Below are 20,110 nucleotides of genomic sequence, written 5' to 3'. Positions count from 1 at the left end.
GGTCGCGTCAACTTTGCGTCCCGGCCCCCGACTCCACCGGGCGCTCGCCCCCATGCCCCTTCGAGTGCCCACGCCGTCCGCGAAGTGTCGCGCTTCCGTTCTGCCCCACCAGAAACCGGAGCCTTCCGTGACCGAGCGTGCCCCGCGGCGATCCCGCCTGCGCCGAACCGTCCTGTCGACCGGAGCGGTCGTCGCCCTCGCCGCCGCCCTGATCACCCCCGCCGCCGTCGCCGGACCGGCGACCGCGGCACCTGCGGCCGAAGCGGTCACCGCCGCGACCGCCACCGCGGCCCCCGACATCCCGGTCGCCAACGTCAAGGCGCACCTGGCCCAACTGCAGTCGATAGCCACCGCCAACGGCGGCAACCGCGCCCACGGGCGGGCCGGCTACAAGGCCTCGATCGACTACGTGAAGGGCAAGTTGGACGCGGCGGGCTACACCACCACGCTGCAGACCTTCAGTTACAACGGCTCGACCGGCTACAACCTGATCGCCGACTGGCCGGGCGGCGACACTTCGCACGTGGTGATGGCCGGCGCCCACCTCGACTCCGTCACCGGCGGCCCGGGCATCAACGACAACGGCTCGGGCTCGGCCGGCATCCTGGAGACCGCGCTGGCCGTCTCCCGGGCCGGCCTCAAGCCCACCAAGCACCTGCGGTTCGGGTGGTGGGGCGCCGAGGAGTACGGCATGGTCGGCTCCAAGAACTACGTCAACAGCCTCTCCTCCGCCGACCGTTCGAAGATCGACAGCTACCTGAACTTCGACATGATCGGCTCGCCCAACCCGGGCTACTTCACCTACCGCTACGACTCCGCGCTGGACGCCCTGTTCCGCGACTACTTCGCGGGCCTCGGCATCGCCACCGAGCAGGACTTCGAGGGTGACGGGCGCTCCGACCACGCCCCGTTCCAGAACGCCGGGATCCGGGTCGGCGGCCTCTTCAGCGGCGCCGACTACACCAAGACCAGCGCTCAGGCGGCGAAGTGGGGCGGCACGGCGGGCCAGGCGTTCGACCGCTGCTACCACTCCTCCTGCGACACCAGCGCCAACATCAACGACACCGCGCTGGACCGGATGAGCGACGCGATAGCCTACGCGATCTGGACCCTGTCGGCCGGTGACACCACTCCGCCCTCCGGCACCGTCTTCGAGAACACCGCCGACGTGCAGATCCCCGACAACGGCGCGGCGGTCACCTCGGCCGTCACGGTGACCGGCCGGACCGGCAACGCGCCGGCCGCCCTCCAGGTCGGCGTCGACATCAAGCACACCTGGCGCGGCGACCTGGTGGTCGACCTGGTCGCGCCGAACGGCACCAGCTTCCGCCTGAAGGGCTCCAGCGGCAACGACTCCGCGGACAACGTCCAGACCACCTACACGGTCAACGCCTCGGCGGTGCCGGCGAACGGCACCTGGCAGCTCAAGGTCCAGGACGTGGCCTCGCAGGACACCGGCTACATCGACAGCTGGAAGCTCACCTTCTGACCCGACCGGGAAACGATCCGGGGGTGCCGGTCCGCCGACCGACACCCCCGGGGGTCATTGCGCTCCAGCGATCGCCGCGGGTGCCTACGGCTGCATCTCGTAGGCGCCCGACAGCGCCTCGACGCGCTCCCAGACCCGGGCCGCGCGCTCGGCGTCCGCGACCGGGCGGCGTACGTGCGCCAGCGCCCAGGCGGCCTGCGCCTCGGTGGTGGACGACTTGCCGTGCAGCTCGGTGGCGTGCGCGGAGAAGTCCCGGACCAGCGCGTCGAAGACCTGGTCCAGCACGTCGGCGTCCAGCGCGGTCTCCGCGGCCTGCTCCAGCACCAGCTGGCCGTAGACGATCAGCGCGAACAGCTGGCCGATCTCCAGCAGGAAGTCCAGGTCCGCCTGCTGCGCCTCGCTCGGCGCGTTCTTCAGCAGCAGCTCGCAGAAGCCGTCCGCCTGCTCGCGGAAGCGCGCGACGTTCGGGACGTGCGCGTGGGCGTCGTACGCGGTGCGCCAGTCGTGGAAGCGGATCGCGCCGAGGCCGCGGGCCGGGCCCTGGCGGAACAGGAACTCGTCGTCGGCCGCGTCCAGCCGGCGCGGCACCGGGGCGTAGTCGGCGGGCGCGAAGAGGTAGTTGGCCATGAACTTGAGGATCAGGGCCAGGTTGACGTGGACGGTTCCCTCCAGCTTGGGCAGCCCGCGGATGTCCTTCGCCGCCTTGTCGAAGTAGGTGTCCGCCTCGAAGCCCTTGGCCGCGATGACGTCCCACATCAGGTCGATGACCTTCTCGCCCTCGGTGGTGACCTTCATCTTGGTCATCGGGTTGAAGAGCAGGTAGCGGCGGTCCTCGGGGGAGGCCGTGCGGAAGTAGTCCACCGCGCGGTCGGCGAACAGCTTCATCGCGACCAGGCGCGCGTAGGCGTCGGTCAGCTCCCGGCGCACGTGCGGGAACTCGGTGACGCGCTTGCCGTAGAGCACCCGGTTGTGGGCGTGCGTGACGGCCTCGTACATCGCGTGCTCGCAGATGCCGACGGAGGCCGTGCAGAGGTTGAACTTGCCGACGTTGACGGTGTTCAGCGCGGCGTCGAAGGCGGCCTTGCCGGTGTGCAGCACGTCCTCGGCGCGCACCGGGTACTCCTCCAGCCGGAACTCGCTCACGTACATCTGGGCGTTCACCACGTTCTTGACCAGGTGGTACGCCTCGTGGCGGCTGTCGGCGGCGAAGAAGACGTAGCCCTCCGGGCCCTCGACGTCGGAGCGGCGGCCGAACACCGAGACCAGGCCCGCGACGTTGCCGTTGCCGATGTAGTACTTGGAGCCGGTGGCGGTGAAGCCGCCCTCGCCGTCCGGGGTGAGGATCATGTCCGTGGAGTAGATGTCGGCGCCGTGGCTGCGCTCGGAGAGCCCGAACGCCATCACGTGGCCCTCCGTCAGCAGGCGCGCGGCACGGGCCCGGACGGCCTCGTTCTCGCTCTGCCAGACCGGTCCGAGGCCGAGGATGGTGACCTGCCAGGTGTACCAGTAGCCGAGGCCGTAGAAGCCGAGGATCTCGTTCAGCTCGGCGATCCGGGCGGTGTCCCAGCGCTTCTCCGGGTCGGCCGCGGACGGGGTCAGGAACTCCGCGAACAGGCCCTCCCGGGCGGCGAACTCCAGGAAGTCGGAGTACCAGGTGCGGTCGACGTAGGTGTCGATCAGCGCCTTCTTGCCACGGGACTCGAACCAGTCCACGGTCGCGCGCAGCAGCCGGCGGGTCGGCTCGTCGAACTGCGCGGGGTCGTAGGTACGCGGGTTGAAGAGCATCACGGGCTCCCGGGGGTCGAGGGTGGAGTGGCGCCGGAGTCGGTCCGGGCGGCCAGGCGGTGCAGGGTGGCGAGCACGTCGTCCAGCCAGGCGAGGGTCATCCGCTCGTACTCGATGCCGCCGCGCAGCACGACGTGCTGCAGCTCCTGGCCGGCGTCGAGAGCGGCGGGGTCCGGGAAGTCGCGCTGCTCGCCGTGCAGGTAGCGGGCGAGCAGGGCGGCGTGGCCCTCCCGGTGCCGCTGGACCTCGGAGATCAGGGCGGCGGGGTCGTCGAAGGCCGCGGCGCGGATCTTGACCGCCAGTTCGTGGCGGACGGTCTCCGGCTCGACCGGTTCGCGCAGCCAGGCGGACAGCGCGGTGCGGCCCGGCCCGGCGGCCGAGTACACCTTCTTGTCCGGCCGGCCGCCCTGGGCGACCTCCTCGACCGAGACCCAGCCGTCCGCCTCCATCCGCCGCAGCACCCGGTAGATCTGCTGGTGGGTGGCGGTCCAGAAGCGCCCGATGGAACGGTCGAAGCGGCGGGCCAGCTCGTAGCCGGAGCCGGGCTGCTCCAGCAGCGAGACGAGGATCGCGTGCTCCAGTGCCATGGCGGCATCCTGCTATGCAACGAATTGCATACGCAATGGCGGACGGTCACGGTGAGACGCAGCTCACCCACCGGTCGTGACGCGGGCGGGGCAGGGTATCCTCCCTGATCAAAAGGTGCAAAACGGCAGATCGGCGACAGAATGGTACTGGGCTAGCGCCTTCCATGGTCCAGACCCAGGAGGTGGTATCGGTGTCTACCCAGATTCCGATGGGCATGGAGCACCATCCGGACATCGTCGAACTGAGGGAGCAGTACGAGCGGCTCACCCTGACCCCGCGTGCCCAGGCCGTCGAGGCCCTGGCCGTTGTCGCGGGCCTGTTCCTGGCGGCATCGCCGTGGATCGTCGGCTTCACGGCCTTCAACACGCTGACCGTCACCTGTCTGATCGTCGGCCTCGCCTACTGCCTGCTGATGGCGGGCTACGGCTCGGCCTACGAACGCACCCACGCACGGGCATGGGCGGCAACCCTGCTCGGCGCCTGGACGATCATTTCCCCCTGGGTGGTCTCGGGAGAGGTCGACCGCGGCAAGAACATCGTCACCTGCCTGATCACGGGCGGCGTGATGTTCCTGCTGGGGCTCGCCGCGATCTCCATGGCCACCATGACGTCGAACGGAGCATCGATGCGGCGCGGCCGGGCAGGCCGGGCCAAGAGCTGACCCACAGGGCAGCCAGGGCAACCTGACACCGGGGCGCGGAGCGGCGGAGGCCGCCGTCCGCGCCCCGGCGCGTGGTCGGGGGAGGCGGGCCCGGGCCCGCCTCCCCCGACCGGGCCCGCCGCTACGGCCGCGTCATCCGCAGCACGTCCAGCGCCTCGTCCAGCTGCTCCCGGGTGAGCAGCCCCTGGTCCAGGTACCCGCGCTCCAGCACCACCTGGCGGATCGTCTTGCGCTCGGCCAGCGCCTGCTTGGCGACCTTGGCGGCCTCCTCGTACCCGATGTACCGGTTGAGCGGGGTGACCACCGACGGCGAGGACTCGGCGTACTCGCGGGCCCGTTCGACGTTGGCGGTGACGCCGTCGACCGTCCGGTCGGCCAGCAGCCGGGCGCTGTTCGCGAGCAGCCGGACCGACTCCAGCACGTTGCGGGCGATCACCGGGAGCATCACGTTCAGCTCGAAGTTGCCGCTCGCACCGGCCACCGTGACGGTCGCGTCGTTCCCGATCACCTGCGCCGAGACCATCAGCACCACCTCGGGCAGGACCGGGTTCACCTTGCCCGGCATGATCGACGAACCCGGCTGCAGGTCCGGCAGGTTGATCTCGCCGAGCCCGGTGCGCGGGCCCGAGCCCATCCACCGCAGGTCGTTGGCGATCTTGGTGAACCCGACCGCGACGGTGCGCAGCTGGCCGCTCAGCTCGACCAGGCCGTCCCGCGCGCCCTGGGCCTCGAAGTGGTCGCGGGCCTCGGTCAGCGGCAGGTCGGTGGTCCGGGCCACCTCCTCGATGACGGCCGCGGAGAACCCGGGCGGGGTGTTGATGCCGGTGCCCACCGCCGTGCCGCCGAGCGGCAGTTCGGCCACCCGGGGGAGCGTGGCCAGCAGCCGCTCCCGGCCGTGCCGGATCTGCGCCGCGTACCCGCCGAACTCCTGGCCGAGGGTGACGGGCGTGGCGTCCATCAGGTGGGTCCGGCCGGACTTCACGACCTCGGCGAACTCCGCCGACTTGCGCTCCAGCGCCTCCGCCAGGTGCTCCAGCGCCGGGATCAGGTCGTGGGTGACGGCGGCGGTGGCCGCGATGTGGATCGAGGACGGGAAGACGTCGTTCGAGGACTGGCTGGCGTTGACGTGGTCGTTGGGGTGGACCGGCCGCCCCAGCCGCTCGGACGCGAGGGTGGCGATCACCTCGTTGGCGTTCATGTTCGACGAGGTGCCCGAACCGGTCTGGAACACGTCCACCGGGAACTCCGCGTCCCAGCGGCCCAGCGCGACCTCCTCCGCGGCGGCCGCGACCGCCTCCGCGGTGTCCGCGTCCAGCACCCCGAGCCGGGCGTTCACCCGGGCTGCGGCGGCCTTGATCCGGGCCAGCGCCGCGATGTGCGCGCGCTCCAACCGCTGGCCCGAGACCGGGAAGTTCTCCACCGCCCGCTGCGTCTGCGCCTGCCACTTCGCCGCGGCCGGCACCTGCACCTCGCCCATCGAATCGTGCTCGGTCCGGTACTGCTGCTCGTCGCCCATCGCGCGCTGCACCTCCTGGGAGGTCCCGCGGCCGCTCACGGCCCGGGGCCCGTCGCTGTCGGTCCTGCTCTACGATCACCACAGCCGCGCGGGGGCCCCGGCTATTTCCGCCCGGCCGCCCCAGTTGATCACGTGCCGGTGCGCGGGCCCTGCGGCGGCTCGGCGAGGCCCTGCCGCGACCAGGCGCGGCCGGGGCGCCCTCGGGTGCCGAGTGTGCGGGCGCGGGCATGCGGGGGCCTCGGAGGGCCGGGGCGGCGCTCTCGATCAACGGGAGGGCGATGGTGCGGGAGAAGCGGGCCACTGTTCACTCGAACGAGTGAAGATCGCGACGTCGGGCCACTGAGTCGCCGTCACGCTCCGTACGCTCGGCTGCGGGCCAGGGAACGGGAGTGCGGCAGTCCGGTTCCCGGGTCGGTGCGGCCGGCGGCCGGCCCCGGCGGGAACCGGGCCGGACGGCGGGCCCGCGGCCGGTGGGCCCGCAGGCACCGGGCTCAGGTCCGCGCGACCGGGCGGGCGCAGCACGGCAGTGCGACACCTCGGCCGGGGCACCTCGGCAGAGACACCTCGGCAGAGACGGACACGGGCGCCGCCGCAGGCGGGGCCGGCGATCAGGGGGCGGCATGACGGCGGGGCGGCGGTCGGACGGCGGAGCCGGGTTTGATGGCGGAGCCGGGGTGCAGCAGGGGACCGGGGTTCAGGGCGGGGCCGGGGTTCAGGGCGGGGCCGGCGAGGGGCCCGGCGCGGGCGAGGGGCCCGGCGCCGGTCTGAGCCGCCGCAGGCTGCTCGGCGCCACCGCTGCCCTCGGCGGCGCCGTCTGGCTGCTCCGCGGCACGGTCGGCCCGGACAGTGCGCAGGCCACGGAGCCGGCCCCGCCCGGACTGCCCGCCGACACGGAGCTGTACCGGTGCGTCTACCAGAACTGGTCCGGCGAGGTCCGCACCGATCAGCTCTGGACCTGTGCCCCGCGCACCCCCGAGGAGGTGCCGCGGCTCGCCGACTGGGCCCGCGCCAACGGATGGCGACTGCGCGCCCAGGGCCACCGGCACACCTGGGCCCCGCTCACCGTCGCCGACGCCACCCCGGAGTCCGCCCGCGTCCTGCTGCTGGACACCACCCGCCACCTGACGGCGATCACCGCCGACTCGCCGAACACCGTCCGGGTCCAGACCGGCGCCACCATGGAGGACCTGCTCGCCCACCTCGCCGGCCGCGGCCTCGGCCTCGCCAACTGCCCCGCCCCCGGCGAACTCACCGTCGGCGGAGTGCTCGCCATCGGCGGCCACGGCACCGCCGTCCCCGCCGTCGGCGAGCTCCGCCCGGACGGCCACGGCTACGGCTCGGTCAGCAACCAGGTCACCCGGCTCACCGCCGTCGTCCACGACTCCGCCACCGACCGCTACGCGCTGCGCACCTTCGACCGCGCCGAGGCCGACAGCGCCGCCTTCCTGGTCCACCTCGGCCGGGCCTTCGTCACCGAGGTGGTGCTCCGGGCCGGCGCCGACCGGCCACTGCGCTGCGTCAGCCGGCTGGACATCCCGGCGACCGAGCTGTTCGCCCGCCCCGGCACCGCCGGCCGGCCGCGCACCCTGGCGGGCTTCGTCGACCGGGACGGGCGCGCCGAGGCGATCTGGTTCGCCTACACCGACCGCCCCTGGCTCAAGACGTGGAGCGTCGCGCCCGACCGCCCGTTCGGCGCCCGCGCCGTCGACGAGCCCTACAACTACCCGTTCTCCGACAGCATTCCGGAGCCGGTCGCCCGACTCGCCGGCCAACTCGTCGCCGGCGCCTGGGCATCGGCCCCGCTCTTCGGCCAACTCCAGTACCTGATCGCCAAGGTGGCCCTCACCGGGGACATCACCGACGTGCTGCTCTCCGGCACCCTGCTGCGCGACCTGCTCACCGGCGACGTCCTCACCCACCTGCTCGCCGGCGGCCTGCGTTCCGACCTCTGGGGGCCGTCGCGCACCCTGCTGAACTACGTCCGCCCGACCACCCTGCGGGTCACCGCCAACGGCTACGCCGTGCTCGCCCGGCGCGCCGACCTCCAGTGGGTCGTCGCCGAATTCGCCGACCACTACCGGACGTTGCTCGCCGAGTACCGCAACCGCGGAGAGTTCCCGGTGAACGGCGCGGTGGAGATCCGGGTCACCGGCCTGGACGACCCGGCCGCGTCCGGGGTGCCGGGCGCCCGGCCGCCGCTGCTCTCCGCGCTGCGCCCGCGCCCCGACCGGCCCGAGTGGGACACCGCCGTCTGGCTCGACGTCCTGGCCCTGCCCGGCACCCCAGGCCTGCACCGGTTCGCCCGCGACCTCGAACAGTTCATGCTGCGCACCTTCGACGGCACCCGGGCCGGCCTGCGCGTCGAGTGGTCCAAGGGCTGGGCCTACACCGAGGACGCCGCGTGGGCCGACCCGGACGTGCTCGGCCGGGTCGTCCCCGCCAGCCACCGCGAGGGCGGCGGCCCCGGCTGGGACGAGGCGATCGCCGTCCTGGACCGCCACGACCCGCACCGGGTGTTCGGGAACCCCTTCCTGGACCGGCTGTTGGCCGGCTGAACCGGCGCCCGGGGTGCCGGGCTCCGTCCCGATGTGTTCGGTCAGATGTGCTCCATCACGATCACGGCCAGCGTGCCGGGCTCCAGGGCGCGGAAGACGTGCGGGGCGTCGCCCGGGTAGCTGACGTAGTCGCCCGGCAGCAGCTCGACCGGCGCCTCCGTCGGCCCGGCCAGGGCGCGTCCGGCACCGAGCAGCAGGTGCTCGACGGTGCCAGGCATGTGCGGGTCGGAGGCGCGGGTCTCACCCGGCTGCGCCTCGATCCGGAAGATGTCCCGCCGGGCGTTCGGCGGGCAGGAGGCCAGCAGGGTGGCGGCGTAGTCGGCCCGCTCGGAGTGGGTGACCGGCCCTTCGCCGGCCCGGATCACCCGCACCACGGGCCGCGGCGGGTCGACCAGCCGGCTGAACGGCACATCCAGGGCGACGCCGAGCGCCCAGAGCGTCTCGACGCTGGGGTTGCCGGCACCCGCCTCCAGCTGGGAGAGCGTCGACTTGGCGATCCCGGCCCGGCGGGCCAGCTCGGCCATCGACAGGCCGACCCGTTCGCGTTCGCGCCGGATCGACGCGGCGATCAGGGCGATCAGGTCGGAGCCGGACACGGCGGGCGCGTTGGGCGCGGTGGGCGCGACCGGCCAGGCGGGCGCGGCAGGCGTGGCGGGTGCGGCAGGCGTGGCAGGTGCCGCTGTCGCGTCTGCGCCCGGGGCCCCGCCGGTGCTCACGTCGCCTTCGTTGTTCACGCTCATCCGCGTTCGCTCCACTGGTCGATGCGTTCGCCTTGACGAACGGCAGCCTTGCGGTTCACTCTACTGGACATGCGTTCGCTCTTCCGAACACTCGATGCCGCCACGCTCCGGAACGTCGCGCTGGTCTGCGTCGCCGACGCCCTGGTCGGGGCCTCGTTCGGCGCCATCGCGGTCTCCGGCGGCCTGCCGCTCTGGGTGCCGATCGTCATGTCCGTGCTGGTCTTCGCCGGCGGCTCGCAGTTCGCCGCCGTCGGCGTGGTGCTCTCCGGAGGTGGCGCGCTCGCCGCCGTCGCCACCGGTCTGGTGCTCAACGCCCGCCTGCTGCCCTTCGGCTTCACCGTCGCCGACCTGCTCGACGGCCCCTGGTGGCGGCGGCTGGCCGGCGCCCACCTGATCACCGACGAGTCGGTCGCCTTCGCCCTGCTCCAGTCGGACCGGCGCCGCCGCGGGGCGGTGTTCTGGCTCTGCGGGCTCGCCCTGTTCCTGATCTGGAACGCCTCCGTCGTCCTCGGTGCCGCCGCCGGCAGTCTCATCGGCGACACCGACGCCCTCGGGCTCGACGCCGCCTTCCCGGCCGTCCTGCTCGCCCTCGTCCTTCCCTCGCTCGGCGACCGCCGCACCCGGACCGCCGCCCTGGCCGGCGCCGCCGTCGCGGTCGCCGCCACTCCGTTCCTGCCGGGCGGCCTGCCGGTCCTGGTCGCCATCGTCGGCCTGCTGTTCGCCTGGCGCGGACCCGTCGCGGGGCCGGCCGGTGTGCCGCAGACCGGTGGGCCGCACGTCGGAGCGCCGCCGGCCGGTGGGCCGGAGTCCGCCGGTGCCGAGCGACCGGCCGCCGTCACCGAGGAGGCCCGCTGATGCCACTGCCCGCCGTTCTCCTGCTGGCCGCCGGGACCTTCGCCTTCCGCGTCGCCGGCCCCGTCCTCGGCCACCGCTTCACCCTCTCGGACCGCCTGCGGCACCTGCTCGGCGTGGCCGCCGCCGTACTGCTGGTCGCCCTGGTCGCCACCGGCACGTTCACCCAGGGCCACGACTTCGCCGGCTGGGCGCGACCGGCCGGGGTCCTGGCCGCCGGGGTGCTCGCGGTGCGCCGCGCGCCGTTCCCGCTCGTCGTGGTGGCGGGTGCCGCGACCACCGCGGTCCTGCGTCTCTGCGGGGTCGCCTGACGGACCGCCGGGCCGCTCCGGATCAGCCGTCGGCGCCGTCGGCCAGGCGCTCCTGCTGGATCTCGGGCCGCTTGCTGTCCCAGAGCAGCTCCCACACCTTGAACACGCAGTGGTAGTCGCGCATGCTGCCCCTGGAGATCAGCAGGTAGGTGTCGCCGTCCCGGAGCAGCGTGCGCTGCCGGCTGTTGAAGGGGTGCTGCGGCGTGTACGTCGGGACGATCCGCTTCAGCTCGGCGAGGGCGTCCTCCCGGGTGCCCTCGACCTCGGCCAGCACGTTGGTGCCCCAGATGCGGTCGTTGCCGACACCCGCGGTCTCCTGGACGACCAGTGCCCAGCGCGCCATCTCCCACCCCTCGTTCGGCCTGCGAAGACGGCCATCCTAAGTCGGGCCCCGGGCCCCGGGCGCCGGGCCGTGGGATTCGGGCCTCGGGCCCCGGACAGGCGCCGGGCCTCCCTATGCGCCGCCCGGTGCCTCGCCGGCGACGGCCAGCTGCTTGTAGAAGACGGTGGTCGGGCGCGCGACGCCCGTCGGGTCGGTCGCGAAGTCGGGCACGGTGCCGACCCGGGTCCAGCCCTCCGCCGCGTACATCCGCTCCGCCGGGCTCCCGGTCTCGGTGTCGAGCACCAGCAGCCGGATGCCGCGCTCGGACGCGCCCGCCTCCAGGGTCGCCAGCAGGCGCCCGGCCAGCCGCTGCCCCCGGTCCGCCGGGTGCACCATCAGCTTGGCCACCTCCCCGCGGTGCCGGCCGTTGGCGGGGACGGCCGGCCGGAGCTGCACCGTCCCGGCGATCCGGTCGGCGCCCTCGGCGCGGGCCGCCCAGAGCAGCAGCCGCCCGGCGGCGACGTCCGGGACCAGTGCGCGCCACCAGCCCGCCGCGTCCTCGGCGTCGAGCGAGGAGAGGAAGCCGAGCGAGGAGCCGGTGGCGACGGTCTCCAGCAGCAGGGCCGCCAGCTGTCCCGCGGCGCCCTCCAGCTCGTCCGCCGTCAGCCGCTCGACTGTGTACATGCTCACTCCCTCGTCGCGGGCGGTCCACGGCCGGCCCCGGTGCGCAATACTCGCCGGTACCAGCACCGCGATCAGTACCGCGACCAGCCCGGACCGGTACCCGCCGAGACTACAAGGAGCTTCAATGGCGAAGCCGACCCGGATCGATCCGGCCGACCTGCTCGCCGTCGGCGACATGCTCACCGACGAGGAGCGGCTGATCCGCGACACGGTGCGGAAGTTCGCCGACGAGCGGATCCGCCCCCACGTCGGCGACTGGTTCGAGCGCGGCGTCTTCCCGGCCCGCGAACTCGCCCCGGAGCTCGGCGCCCTCGGCGTCCTCGGCATGCACCTCGACGGCTACGGCTGCACCGGCTCCACCGCGGTCGCCTACGGCGTGGCCTGCATGGAGCTGGAGGCCGCCGACTCCGGCCTGCGCAGCTTCGTCTCCGTCCAGGGCTCGCTCGCCATGCGTTCGATCCACGCCTACGGCTCGGAGGAGCAGAAGCGGCGCTGGCTGCCGGGCATGGCGGCCGGCGAGCTGATCGGCTGCTTCGCCCTCACCGAGCCCGACTTCGGCTCCGACCCGGCCAACATGCGGACCCGCGCCCGCCGCAAGGGCGGCGAGAACGGCGACTGGGTGCTCTCCGGCTCCAAGATGTGGATCACCAACGGCAGCATCGCCGACGTCGCCGTCGTCTGGGCGCAGACGGACGAGGGCGTGCGCGGGTTCCTGGTCGAGCGCGGCACCCCCGGCTTCACCGCGAACGACGTGCACGGCAAGCTGTCGCTGCGCGCCTCCGTCACCAGCGAGTTGGTGCTCGACGAGGTCGTGCTGCCGGCCGACGCCGTCCTGCCCGGCGTGACCGGCCTGCGCGGTCCGCTCTCCTCCCTCGGCGAGGCCCGCTACGGCATCCTCTGGGGCACGGTCGGCGCCGCGCGCGACTGCTACACCGCCGCGCTCGACTACGCCAAGAGCCGCATCCAGTTCGAGCGCCCCATCGCCGGCTTCCAACTCACCCAGCAGAAGCTGGTCGAGATGATGCTGGAGGTGGAGAAGGCGTACCTGGTCGCGCTGCGGATCGGCCGGCTCAAGGACGAGGGCGCGGCCCGCCCGGCCCACATCAGCTTCGGCAAGCTCAACAACGTGCGCGCCGCGCTGGAGATCGCCCGCAGCGCGCGCACCGTGCTCGGCGCCAACGGCATCACCACCGAGTACCCGGTGCTGCGCCACGCCAACAACCTTGAGTCGGTGCTCACTTACGAGGGCACCAGCGAGATCCACACCCTCGTCCTCGGCGAGGCCATCACCGGCGAGTCGGCCTACCGCTGACGGACCCCGCGCCACCGGAGTCCGGCGGCCGATCGTCCGAACCCTGACACGCTGCCCCGCCGGGTGTCCGACACCGGCCGGACACCCGGTGTTTTGGCTGCCGACACGTCCCGGACCGGCAGTGCGTGGAACATGTCGCGGTCGGCGTTGCCCCGGAGCGGGGGCGCCGGCCGCGCCACGTGAAAGGAACCGCGCCATGTCCATACCTCCGCTGCCGCGCCCCCGGGTCCTCGTCGTCGGCATCGACGGCGTCCGGTACGACCTGCTGGAGCAGGTCCCGATGCCGCGGCTCGCGGAGGTGGCCGAGGCCGGGTTCCTGGCGCCCGTCACGGTGGCCGACTCCACGCCGACCATGTCCGGCCCCTGTTGGGCCACCATCGTCACCGGGGTCGAGCCCGCCAAGCACGGCGTCTGGGGCAACCACTTCGGCGGCAACCGCCTGGACGTGTTCCCCGACTTCGCCACCCGCCTCGCCCGGCAGGACGGCCGCCGCACCTTCGTCGCGGCCGGCTGGGACCCGCTGATGATCAAGGAGTCCGGCGGCCCGCTGTTCCGCGCCCCGGGCCGTCTCTCCTACATCGCGCCCGCCGCGGACACCCCCGAGGCCTGGGAGGCCGTGGACGAGGAGGTCACCCGGGAGGCCGTGCACGTCCTCACCACCGCCGACCCGGAGGCGTCCTTCGTCTACCTCGGCGCCGTCGACGAGACCGCGCACTTCCTCGGCTGCGGCGAGGAGTACCGGGCGTCCATGCGCACCGCCGACGAGCGCCTCGGCCGGCTGCTCGACGCCGTCCGCAGCCGCGCCGGCCACGCCGACGAGGCGTGGACGGTCATCGTCGTCACCGACCACGGCCACGTCGACGCCGGCGGCCACGGCGGCCGCACCCCCGAGGAGCGCACCGCCTGGGTGGCCTGCGCCGGCCCCGGCATCCCGGCCGCCCCGCCGACCGGCGGGATCCGCCACCCGGACGTCGCCGCCCAGGTGTACGCGGCACTCGGTCGGCCCATCGACCCCCACTGGACTCTGGACGGCCGCCCGTTCCCGGTCGCACAGCCGGCTCCGGCGGGCGTCTGACCGCACCGGCGCCGCCCGGGAACCCCCGGGCCGGTCCGCCGCGTGTACCTCTGAAGGCGGAGGCCGTACCCCCACGGTTGGAGGAACGGTCGCGACCTCGTGGTGACGACCCGACAGGCGGGTCGGCCCCAGGATGGAGACATCGCCGGCCCGGGAGCACGGGCGGGGCGGACGGACATCGGACAGAGAGGGCACGGCGGGCATGAACGGCATCGTGAGCAAGGTCGCAGTCGGGGTCGCGGGTACGGGCATGGCCGTCGCCGTCGCGGTCGTCGCGATCGGCCCGCGGGTCTCCGACTGGTACGACGGTCGGCACCAGGAGCAGGGCAGCTACGCCAAGGGCAGCGACGCCAAGGCGGACCGCCGCTCGATGCCGTCCTGGCTGCCGGACAACGCCACCTCGGTCCAGTACCTGATGTCCACCACCGGGGACGACCGCCTGCTGCGCGCCACCCTGCCGGACGGCCGGCTGCCCGCCGGCTGCACCGTGGGCATGCCGGCCCGCAGCGTCCACCCGATGCCGGCGAGCCTCAGGGCCGGCTGGTTCCCGGAGGGCGTCGCGGCCAGGACCAGCGGCAGCTGCGGGCACTACAGCGTGACCCTGACGGGAAACCAGCTCTACGCGTGGCAGGACGGCGCCGCCGTCCAGGCCGCACTGCGGGCGGGGCGCCAGGCCAAGCACTGAGCCCCGCGCCGGGACGGGCGTCGTACCGCCCCGGCGGGACCACGCCGTGCCGGGGCGGACCGGTGGCCGCGCTGGTCCGCGCGGCCGACCCCGGGTGTCGCGGACCGGGCGTGCTGCGGTAGGACGGAGCGAGGAGAATCCGCCCGCGCCGTCCCGTGAGGAGCCCCATGCCTGGTCCGACCGCCGGCCACCCCGACCCCGCCGGCGACACGTCGACCGCCCCCGCCACTCCCACCGGTTCCACCCCCGCCGGTTCCACGCCCGTCGGCCCTGCGGGCTCCACGCCCGTCGGAACGGCGGCCGCCGCCCCCGGGCGCGGGACCGTCGTGGTCCTGGGCGGCCTGGTCGCCCTCGGCCCGCTCACCACCGACCTCTACCTGCCGGGCCTGCCCGCGATCGCGCAGGACCTCGCCGCCGACCCGGCCGCCGTCCAGCTCACGCTCACCTTCTCGATGCTCGGCGTCGCCGTCGGCCAGCTCTTCTTCGGCCCGCTCAGCGACCGCCTCGGCCGCCGTCCGCCGCTGCTCGTCGGCCTCCTCGTCTACACCCTCGCCAGCGCGGTCTGCATCGTCGCGCCCAACCTGCCCGTCCTGGTCCTCGGCCGCTTCCTCCAGGGCGCCGCCGGGGCCGCCGGCCTGGTCGTCGGGCGTGCCATCGCCCGCGACCGGTTCGAAGGCGTGGCGATGCTCCGCTTCCTCGCCTCGATCAGCCTGATATCCGGGCTCGCCCCGATGCTCGCGCCGTTCCTCGGCGCCCAGCTGCTCCGCGTCACTTCCTGGCGCGGCACCTTCGGCGCGCTCGCCGCGCTCGGCCTGCTGCTCGCCCTGGTCGCCTTCGGTGCCCTGCGCGAGACCCTTCCGCCCGCCGCCCGTCACCGCGGCGGCCTCACCACCACCCTGCGCACCATGGGCCGCCTCCTGCGCGACCTGCCCTTCCTCGGGCTGCTGCTGACCGGCACCTTCGCCTTCGGTTCGCTGTTCGGCTACATCAGCGGTTCCTCGGTCGTGCTCCAGCACGTCTACCACGTCTCGCCGCAGACCTACGGCGTGCTCTTCGGGCTCAACTCGCTGGCCATCGTCGCCGTCACCCAGCTGAACGGACGCGTCCTGGCCCGCCGCTTCACCCCCGGCGCGCTGATGCTGGCCGGCCTCGGGGCCGCCGTCGTAGCCGGCGCCGCGCTGCTGCTCGTCACCACGGTGTGGGACGTCGGCCTGCTCGGGGTCTGCCCGGCCCTCTTCGTCCTGATGGGCAGCTTCGGCATCGTCCTGCCGAACACCGCCGCCCGGGCCCTCAGCCTGGTCGCTCCCCGGTCCGCAGGCTCCGCCTCGGCCCTCCTGGGCACCGGCAACTTCCTCTGCGGCGCCGTCGTCGCCCCGCTCAGCTCCCTCGGCGGCAACCCCTCCGCGGCGCTGCTCGCCACCGTCGTCCTCACCTGCGCCCTGCTCTCCGCCGCCTCCTACCTCCTGCTCTGCCGCCCCACCACCCCGGCCGCCGCCCCCGCCCCGGCCCCGGCCGCCTGAGCCGGGCGTCGGGACCGGTCGGCGGCTCTGCCCGGGGGGCGTGCCGGACGTGCCGCCGGGGGCGCCGCACGGGTGGAGTGCGGCGCCCCCGGCGGGGTGTGCGGGTGGTGGTGTGCGGGGCGGGCGTCAGGCGACGGTGAAGTCGTCGCCGTAGACGCTGCCCTGGCCGTACCAGCCGTGCAGGTAGACCGTCACGGTGCCGGAGGAGCCGGTGGTGAAGGGGACGGTCAGCTTGGTCCAGCCCGAGGCGTTGGCCCAGGTGCTGGCGGTGGCGCCGCCGCTCACGCCGAGGTAGGCGTAGCTGCCCTGCACCCAGCCGCTCAGCGTGTAGGAGGTGTTGGGCTTGAGGGTGACGCTCTGCGCGCACTGGCCGGTCTGCGCGGGGCCGGCCGCCGCCTGCAGGGCGTGGGAGCCGGAGTGGGCCGGGGTGGCGACTACTGCGCCGCCGTTCTGGCAGGTCCACGGGGCGAGGCTGCCGGTCTCCAGGCCGCCGTTGACGACTCCGTCGGTGGGCGGGGTGCCCCCGGTGACGGTCAGGTTGAAGGTGCCGGTGTGGCTGCCGGACGGGGCGCCGCCGGTCACGGTGAGCGGGTAGCTGCCCGCGGTGGCCGCGGACGTCGTGCTGACGGTGAGGGTGGCGGTGCCGCCCGCCGTCACGGTGGCGGGCGAGACGGTGGCGGTGACGCCGGCCGGGGCGCCGGTGACGGTGAGGTTGACAGACTGGGCCGATCCGGTCGTCACGGCGGTGGAGACCGTTGCGGTGGTGGACGAACCGGCGGCCACCGTGGCCGAGTTGGGGCTCACGCCGACCGAGAAGTCGTTGCCCGGCTGGGTGTTGCCGGTGAACGGCGCGAAGATGTGCGTGAAGTCCCAGGTGCCCTGGCTGATCCCGGAGCAGTCGTCGCGGCCGCCGGTGCCCGGGCAGCCGCCGTTGTCGCGCTGCAGGGCCCAGAAGGAGAGCGTGTTGATGCCCTTCGAGACGGCCCAGTTGTAGACGGTGGTCGCGTTGGCGACGGTGAAGGTCTCGGCCGGGCCGAAGTCGTCGATGCCGAGCATCTCGGTGATGCCGATGGAACCCCACAGCTGGGCGGGGGTCTTGGCCGGGTAGAGCTTCGCCAGCTGGTTGTAGAGGCCGGTGGCGGCGGTCTGGGTGTCGGCGGCCATGTCGTGCGCCGCGTTGTCGTAGTAGTCGAAGGTCATCAGGTTGACCACGTCGATCCGGGCGTTGTTGCTGACCGCGTTCTTCAGTACCGCGAGGCCGCTCGCGGCCAGGCCGCCGGTGGTGGTCGGCAGCGTGTAGGAGAACTGGATCGAGCGGCCGTTGGCGGCGGCCCAGTCCTGGACCAGCTTGATCGCCTTGTTGCGGCGGTCGATGCCGGCCGTGTTGGTCAGTGAGTTGTCCTCGATGTCGAGGTCGATCCGGCTGATGTCGTAGGTGGTGATGACGTTCTCGAAGGCGGCCGCGATCTGGTTCACATCGGTGCAGCTGTCGGCGAGTTCGGTGCCCGTGTTGTCGGCGGTGTAGCCGCCGAAGGAGGGGATCACGTCGCCGCCGTTGGCCCGGATGGTGGCGATGTCGGCGCCGAACGAGGACGACGCGACCGGCAGCGAGGTGTCCCCGTTCCAGTAGGGGGTGCAGGAGCCCTTGGTGGCGGTCTGCAGGAACGCCATGGTGAGGTGCTTCGCGCCGGACTGGGCGGCGAGCGTGGCCGGGCTCTGGCCGGTCCAGGCCTCGAAGTACGGGGCGAAGACCCGGGTCGGCAGCGGGGTCGCGGCCTCGGCCGGGGACGTCCCGGTGGCGACCAGCCCGGCCGAGGCGGCGAGCGTGGCACAGGCGGTGAGGGCGGCCTGGATCGTTCTGCGTAGACGCATGGTTTCTCCAACAGGTCTGGTGGGACTGGTCGTTGGTGAAGTGCTGTGCCGTGCTGTGTTGAACTGCACTGCGAGGCATGGGTGTTGCAGGAACGGCGCCGGAGGTGGCGCGCGCGGGTGTGCGGGGTGTGCGGCTGCGCAGCGGTTCAGCGGTGCAGGCGTTCGGGATGCAGGCGTGCGGGACCCCGGGCGCGTGGGCGCGACGGAGCGCAGGTGTGGCCGTGCGGATCGGGGGTGGAGCGGAACAGGGCAGGGCGATGCCTCAGCCGCCGGTGGTCACACCCCCACAGTGCATCCCGGTCGGATCGACATGCCTATGGTTGGACTAGACCACTCCTCTGTCAAGAGTCCTGACAGTTCGCCATCGCACGGCCTCGGCCGCCCGCCGGGCGGACAATCCGCTTGCGGGGCGCACCCGCGTTCGGACATGATCGGCCCCATGCGTGACCTCAACAGGAAGGGCGGCCACCGCCCGAGCAAGTGAGCCCGACCGACCGCCGGCGATCGGCGGTCGTCGTCCGCAGGCACCTGCGCGCCCTCGGAAGTCCGCGCCCGCCTTCGCGTTTCCGCCCCGCGTCCGCCGGGTCCGCCGGGTCCGCAGCATACGCCGAGGCCCGCGCCGGGCCGGCGTCGCTGCGCCCGCCTTTGCAACCGCCGCGCCGGCGTGGCCCGAACCGCAGCGGCGACGGGCGGCGCCGCGCCCCGCAAACCCCTCGCACGCCGCCCCGGACACGGCTGCGCGCCCGCCCCGGGCCGCCGGCCCCGTTCCCCCGTTCGTTCCCCCTCGTTCGCCCATCCACTGGAGGTAGCCCTGTGACGACGACCCCGCTCGACACCGCCCGGAGCCTGATCGAGGCCGGCGACCTGACGGCAGCCCTGCGTGAACTCCGCTCCGCCGCCACCGAGGTGCCCGCCGCCCAGGTCGCACCGCTGGTCGAGCGGATGGCCGCCGACAGCGGCTTCGACGACCTCGCCGGGGCCGCCCGCACCCTCGCCGCCGAGCCCGCCCACCCCGTCGCCCTCTACCAGTACGGCTACGCCTGCGTCGGGCGCGGCGTCGCGTTCCTCGCCGTGCCCGCCCTCACCGAGGCGCTGCGCCTGGTGGCCCCGCAGCGCGGCCTGCCCGGCAAGGCGCTCGGCAGCACCGACGAGCGCCTGCCCGTCCTCTCCGAACTCGCGGTCGCTCTGGAGGACGACGAGCGGCACGCCGAGGCGGTCGCGGTCCTGCGCGAGCACGACGGGCTGCTCCGCGACTGGCCCGAGCGCTACCTGCTCGCCTACAACGCCCTGATGGCCGGCGACGCCGCCGCGGCCCGGACCGCCTTCGACCGCCTGCCCGCCGACGCCGGGGAGTGGCAGCCCGCCGCCGACCGGCTGCGCCGCTCGCTGGACCGCGCCGAGGCCGTCGCCGCCACCGCGCGGCCCGACGGCCCCGACCCGCTCCACCACCGGGCCCTGCGCGCCTGGCACTTCGTCCTCACCGGCGGCGTACTCGCCACGCTCTCCCCGTACGGCTACAGCGCGGGGATGGCCGGCCGCTACGCCTTCGTCCAACCCGGCTACGCCCTCTACCGGCAGGGTCTGGAGCGGCTGCAGCTGATCGCGGAGGCCATGGGGACGGCCCCGCGCTCGGTCTCCCTGCTGCCCGGGCGCGCGAACCAGGCGCTGGGGCTGGCCGCCGCCGAACTGTTCGGTCTCCCGGCGCAGCCCTACCGGCCGGGCACGGCGGACACCGTGGTCGTGGCGCACGACCTGCGGGACGTCGACGGCGAGCTGCTCACCGCACTGCGCGAGCGGGCGCCGGGCGAGGTGCTCTACGAGCACGTGACCTGCTGGACCACCCCGCCGGCCGTCTCCGCGGACGTCACCGGCCTGCTGGCGCAGGTGGCCCGGGCGCCGTGGGAGCCGCTCGGGGGAGAGCCGGACGAGCGGCCGGCGCCGGAGCTGGCCAATGACATCGTGGCGGCCGATCCGACCCCGGACGCGGGTGACGGCGAGACGCCGTCCGACCCGGACGCCGAACTCGCCGCGTTCGCCCGGTCGGTCGGCAGCCGCTGGCTGAACGGCCCGCGCGACCGCTGTCGTTCCACCGGCCCGGTGCGCAGCTCGCGTTTTGCCTGATCAGCCGTCAAGGATGGCGCGT

Annotated in this window: 17 protein-coding genes; 10 read left to right on the top strand and 7 right to left on the bottom strand. The window is 73.8% G+C overall.

The annotated features are described in order from the left end of the window. Positions 1-172: 172 nt before the first annotated feature. The gene (locus ACIPSC_RS15435; protein WP_400826113.1) at positions 173-1,489 is read left to right on the top strand and encodes a M28 family metallopeptidase; all 1,317 of its coding nucleotides are present in this window, start codon (positions 173-175) and stop codon (positions 1,487-1,489) included. Positions 1,490-1,573: 84 nt separating this feature from the next. On the opposite strand, the gene ACIPSC_RS15430 is transcribed toward ACIPSC_RS15435, so the two are convergent. Continuing rightward, complete coding sequence (locus ACIPSC_RS15430) at positions 1,574-3,274, bottom strand: acyl-CoA dehydrogenase family protein (RefSeq protein ID WP_400826056.1); 1,701 nt, start codon at positions 3,272-3,274, stop codon at positions 1,574-1,576. Continuing rightward, entirely contained in the window at positions 3,274-3,861 is a 588-nt protein-coding gene (locus ACIPSC_RS15425; protein ID WP_400826055.1) for a PadR family transcriptional regulator, read from the bottom strand. The genes ACIPSC_RS15430 and ACIPSC_RS15425 overlap by 1 nt, the downstream gene beginning before the upstream one ends. 191 nt (positions 3,862-4,052) lie before the next feature. Here ACIPSC_RS15425 and ACIPSC_RS15420 point away from each other — a divergent pair, with 191 nt between their 5' ends. Further along, positions 4,053-4,523: an SPW repeat protein gene (locus ACIPSC_RS15420; RefSeq protein WP_400826053.1), complete on the top strand. Its 471-nt coding sequence runs from the start codon at positions 4,053-4,055 to the stop codon at positions 4,521-4,523. A gap of 121 nt (positions 4,524-4,644) precedes the next feature. Here the strand turns inward: ACIPSC_RS15420 and ACIPSC_RS15415 are convergent, their stop codons facing one another. Next, on the bottom strand, positions 4,645-6,039 hold the full coding sequence (locus ACIPSC_RS15415; RefSeq protein WP_400826112.1) for a class II fumarate hydratase: 1,395 nt from the start codon (positions 6,037-6,039) through the stop codon (positions 4,645-4,647). A 779-nt stretch (positions 6,040-6,818) separates the two neighbouring features. On the opposite strand from ACIPSC_RS15415, the gene ACIPSC_RS15410 reads away from it, so the two are divergent. Continuing rightward, positions 6,819-8,594, top strand: coding sequence for a cholesterol oxidase substrate-binding domain-containing protein (locus tag ACIPSC_RS15410; protein ID WP_400826111.1), 1,776 nt, complete (start codon positions 6,819-6,821; stop codon positions 8,592-8,594). Positions 8,595-8,635: 41 nt separating this feature from the next. Here ACIPSC_RS15410 and ACIPSC_RS15405 read toward each other — a convergent pair whose 3' ends face one another. Beyond that, positions 8,636-9,172 carry a helix-turn-helix domain-containing protein gene (locus ACIPSC_RS15405; RefSeq protein ID WP_400826109.1) on the bottom strand — a complete coding sequence of 179 codons (537 nt, stop codon included), beginning with the start codon at positions 9,170-9,172 and terminating at the stop codon, positions 8,636-8,638. A gap of 231 nt (positions 9,173-9,403) precedes the next feature. Here ACIPSC_RS15405 and ACIPSC_RS15400 point away from each other — a divergent pair, with 231 nt between their 5' ends. Together ACIPSC_RS15400 and ACIPSC_RS15395 are read left to right on the top strand one after the other, a co-directional pair. Continuing rightward, on the top strand, positions 9,404-10,189 hold the full coding sequence (locus tag ACIPSC_RS15400) for an AzlC family ABC transporter permease (protein ID WP_400826051.1): 786 nt from the start codon (positions 9,404-9,406) through the stop codon (positions 10,187-10,189). Next, positions 10,189-10,497 carry an AzlD domain-containing protein gene (locus ACIPSC_RS15395; RefSeq protein ID WP_400826050.1) on the top strand — a complete coding sequence of 103 codons (309 nt, stop codon included), beginning with the start codon at positions 10,189-10,191 and terminating at the stop codon, positions 10,495-10,497. The genes ACIPSC_RS15400 and ACIPSC_RS15395 overlap by 1 nt, the downstream gene beginning before the upstream one ends. A 22-nt stretch (positions 10,498-10,519) precedes the next feature. Here ACIPSC_RS15395 and ACIPSC_RS15390 read toward each other — a convergent pair whose 3' ends face one another. Both ACIPSC_RS15390 and ACIPSC_RS15385 read right to left on the bottom strand, forming a co-directional pair. Then, positions 10,520-10,840 carry a hypothetical protein gene (locus ACIPSC_RS15390; protein ID WP_400826049.1) on the bottom strand — a complete coding sequence of 107 codons (321 nt, stop codon included), beginning with the start codon at positions 10,838-10,840 and terminating at the stop codon, positions 10,520-10,522. A 111-nt stretch (positions 10,841-10,951) separates the two neighbouring features. After that, positions 10,952-11,503 carry a GNAT family N-acetyltransferase gene (locus tag ACIPSC_RS15385; RefSeq protein WP_400826047.1) on the bottom strand — a complete coding sequence of 184 codons (552 nt, stop codon included), beginning with the start codon at positions 11,501-11,503 and terminating at the stop codon, positions 10,952-10,954. Between the two features lie 124 nt (positions 11,504-11,627). On the opposite strand from ACIPSC_RS15385, the gene ACIPSC_RS15380 reads away from it, so the two are divergent. The 4 genes from ACIPSC_RS15380 to ACIPSC_RS15365 all read left to right on the top strand — a co-directional run bounded on the left by ACIPSC_RS15380 (position 11,628) and on the right by ACIPSC_RS15365 (position 16,095). Beyond that, positions 11,628-12,815, top strand: a complete 1,188-nt coding sequence (locus tag ACIPSC_RS15380) for an acyl-CoA dehydrogenase family protein (RefSeq protein WP_400826046.1) — start codon at positions 11,628-11,630, stop codon at positions 12,813-12,815. Between the two features lie 196 nt (positions 12,816-13,011). Beyond that, positions 13,012-13,890 carry an alkaline phosphatase family protein gene (locus ACIPSC_RS15375; RefSeq protein WP_400826045.1) on the top strand — a complete coding sequence of 293 codons (879 nt, stop codon included), beginning with the start codon at positions 13,012-13,014 and terminating at the stop codon, positions 13,888-13,890. Positions 13,891-14,104: 214 nt separating this feature from the next. Next, complete coding sequence (locus ACIPSC_RS15370) at positions 14,105-14,575, top strand: hypothetical protein (protein WP_400826044.1); 471 nt, start codon at positions 14,105-14,107, stop codon at positions 14,573-14,575. Positions 14,576-14,742: 167 nt separating this feature from the next. Beyond that, the gene (locus tag ACIPSC_RS15365) at positions 14,743-16,095 is read left to right on the top strand and encodes a multidrug effflux MFS transporter (RefSeq protein WP_400826042.1); all 1,353 of its coding nucleotides are present in this window, start codon (positions 14,743-14,745) and stop codon (positions 16,093-16,095) included. 126 nt (positions 16,096-16,221) lie between these two features. Here the strand turns inward: ACIPSC_RS15365 and ACIPSC_RS15360 are convergent, their stop codons facing one another. Further along, positions 16,222-17,967, bottom strand: coding sequence for a glycosyl hydrolase family 18 protein (locus ACIPSC_RS15360; RefSeq protein WP_400826040.1), 1,746 nt, complete (start codon positions 17,965-17,967; stop codon positions 16,222-16,224). An 813-nt stretch (positions 17,968-18,780) separates the two neighbouring features. On the opposite strand from ACIPSC_RS15360, the gene ACIPSC_RS15355 reads away from it, so the two are divergent. After that, on the top strand, positions 18,781-20,088 hold the full coding sequence (locus ACIPSC_RS15355) for a hypothetical protein (RefSeq protein WP_400826039.1): 1,308 nt from the start codon (positions 18,781-18,783) through the stop codon (positions 20,086-20,088). Positions 20,089-20,110: the final 22 nt, after the last annotated feature.

Origin of the sequence: Kitasatospora sp. NPDC090091 (genome assembly GCF_044747365.1) — a bacterium.
In the GTDB taxonomy this organism is placed as follows: Bacteria; Actinomycetota; Actinomycetes; order Streptomycetales; family Streptomycetaceae; genus Kitasatospora.
Note: the sequence above shows the minus strand (reverse complement) of the source record. Positions and strands in the feature narration are given on the sequence as shown.

What these genes read in the sequence shown, in the direction of transcription:
- ACIPSC_RS15430 (WP_400826056.1), bottom strand. Translation starts at nt 3,274, where the DNA reads ATGCTCTTCAACCCGCGTACCTACGACCCCGCGCAGTTCGACGAGCCG.
- ACIPSC_RS15425 (WP_400826055.1), bottom strand. Translation starts at nt 3,861, where the DNA reads ATGGCACTGGAGCACGCGATCCTCGTCTCGCTGCTGGAGCAGCCCGGC.
- ACIPSC_RS15415 (WP_400826112.1), bottom strand. Translation starts at nt 6,039, where the DNA reads ATGGGCGACGAGCAGCAGTACCGGACCGAGCACGATTCGATGGGCGAG.
- ACIPSC_RS15400 (WP_400826051.1), top strand. Translation starts at nt 9,404, where the DNA reads ATGCGTTCGCTCTTCCGAACACTCGATGCCGCCACGCTCCGGAACGTC.
- ACIPSC_RS15395 (WP_400826050.1), top strand. Translation starts at nt 10,189, where the DNA reads ATGCCACTGCCCGCCGTTCTCCTGCTGGCCGCCGGGACCTTCGCCTTC.
- ACIPSC_RS15390 (WP_400826049.1), bottom strand. Translation starts at nt 10,840, where the DNA reads ATGGCGCGCTGGGCACTGGTCGTCCAGGAGACCGCGGGTGTCGGCAAC.
- ACIPSC_RS15385 (WP_400826047.1), bottom strand. Translation starts at nt 11,503, where the DNA reads ATGTACACAGTCGAGCGGCTGACGGCGGACGAGCTGGAGGGCGCCGCG.
- ACIPSC_RS15380 (WP_400826046.1), top strand. Translation starts at nt 11,628, where the DNA reads ATGGCGAAGCCGACCCGGATCGATCCGGCCGACCTGCTCGCCGTCGGC.
- ACIPSC_RS15375 (WP_400826045.1), top strand. Translation starts at nt 13,012, where the DNA reads ATGTCCATACCTCCGCTGCCGCGCCCCCGGGTCCTCGTCGTCGGCATC.
- ACIPSC_RS15365 (WP_400826042.1), top strand. Translation starts at nt 14,743, where the DNA reads ATGCCTGGTCCGACCGCCGGCCACCCCGACCCCGCCGGCGACACGTCG.
- ACIPSC_RS15360 (WP_400826040.1), bottom strand. Translation starts at nt 17,967, where the DNA reads ATGCGTCTACGCAGAACGATCCAGGCCGCCCTCACCGCCTGTGCCACG.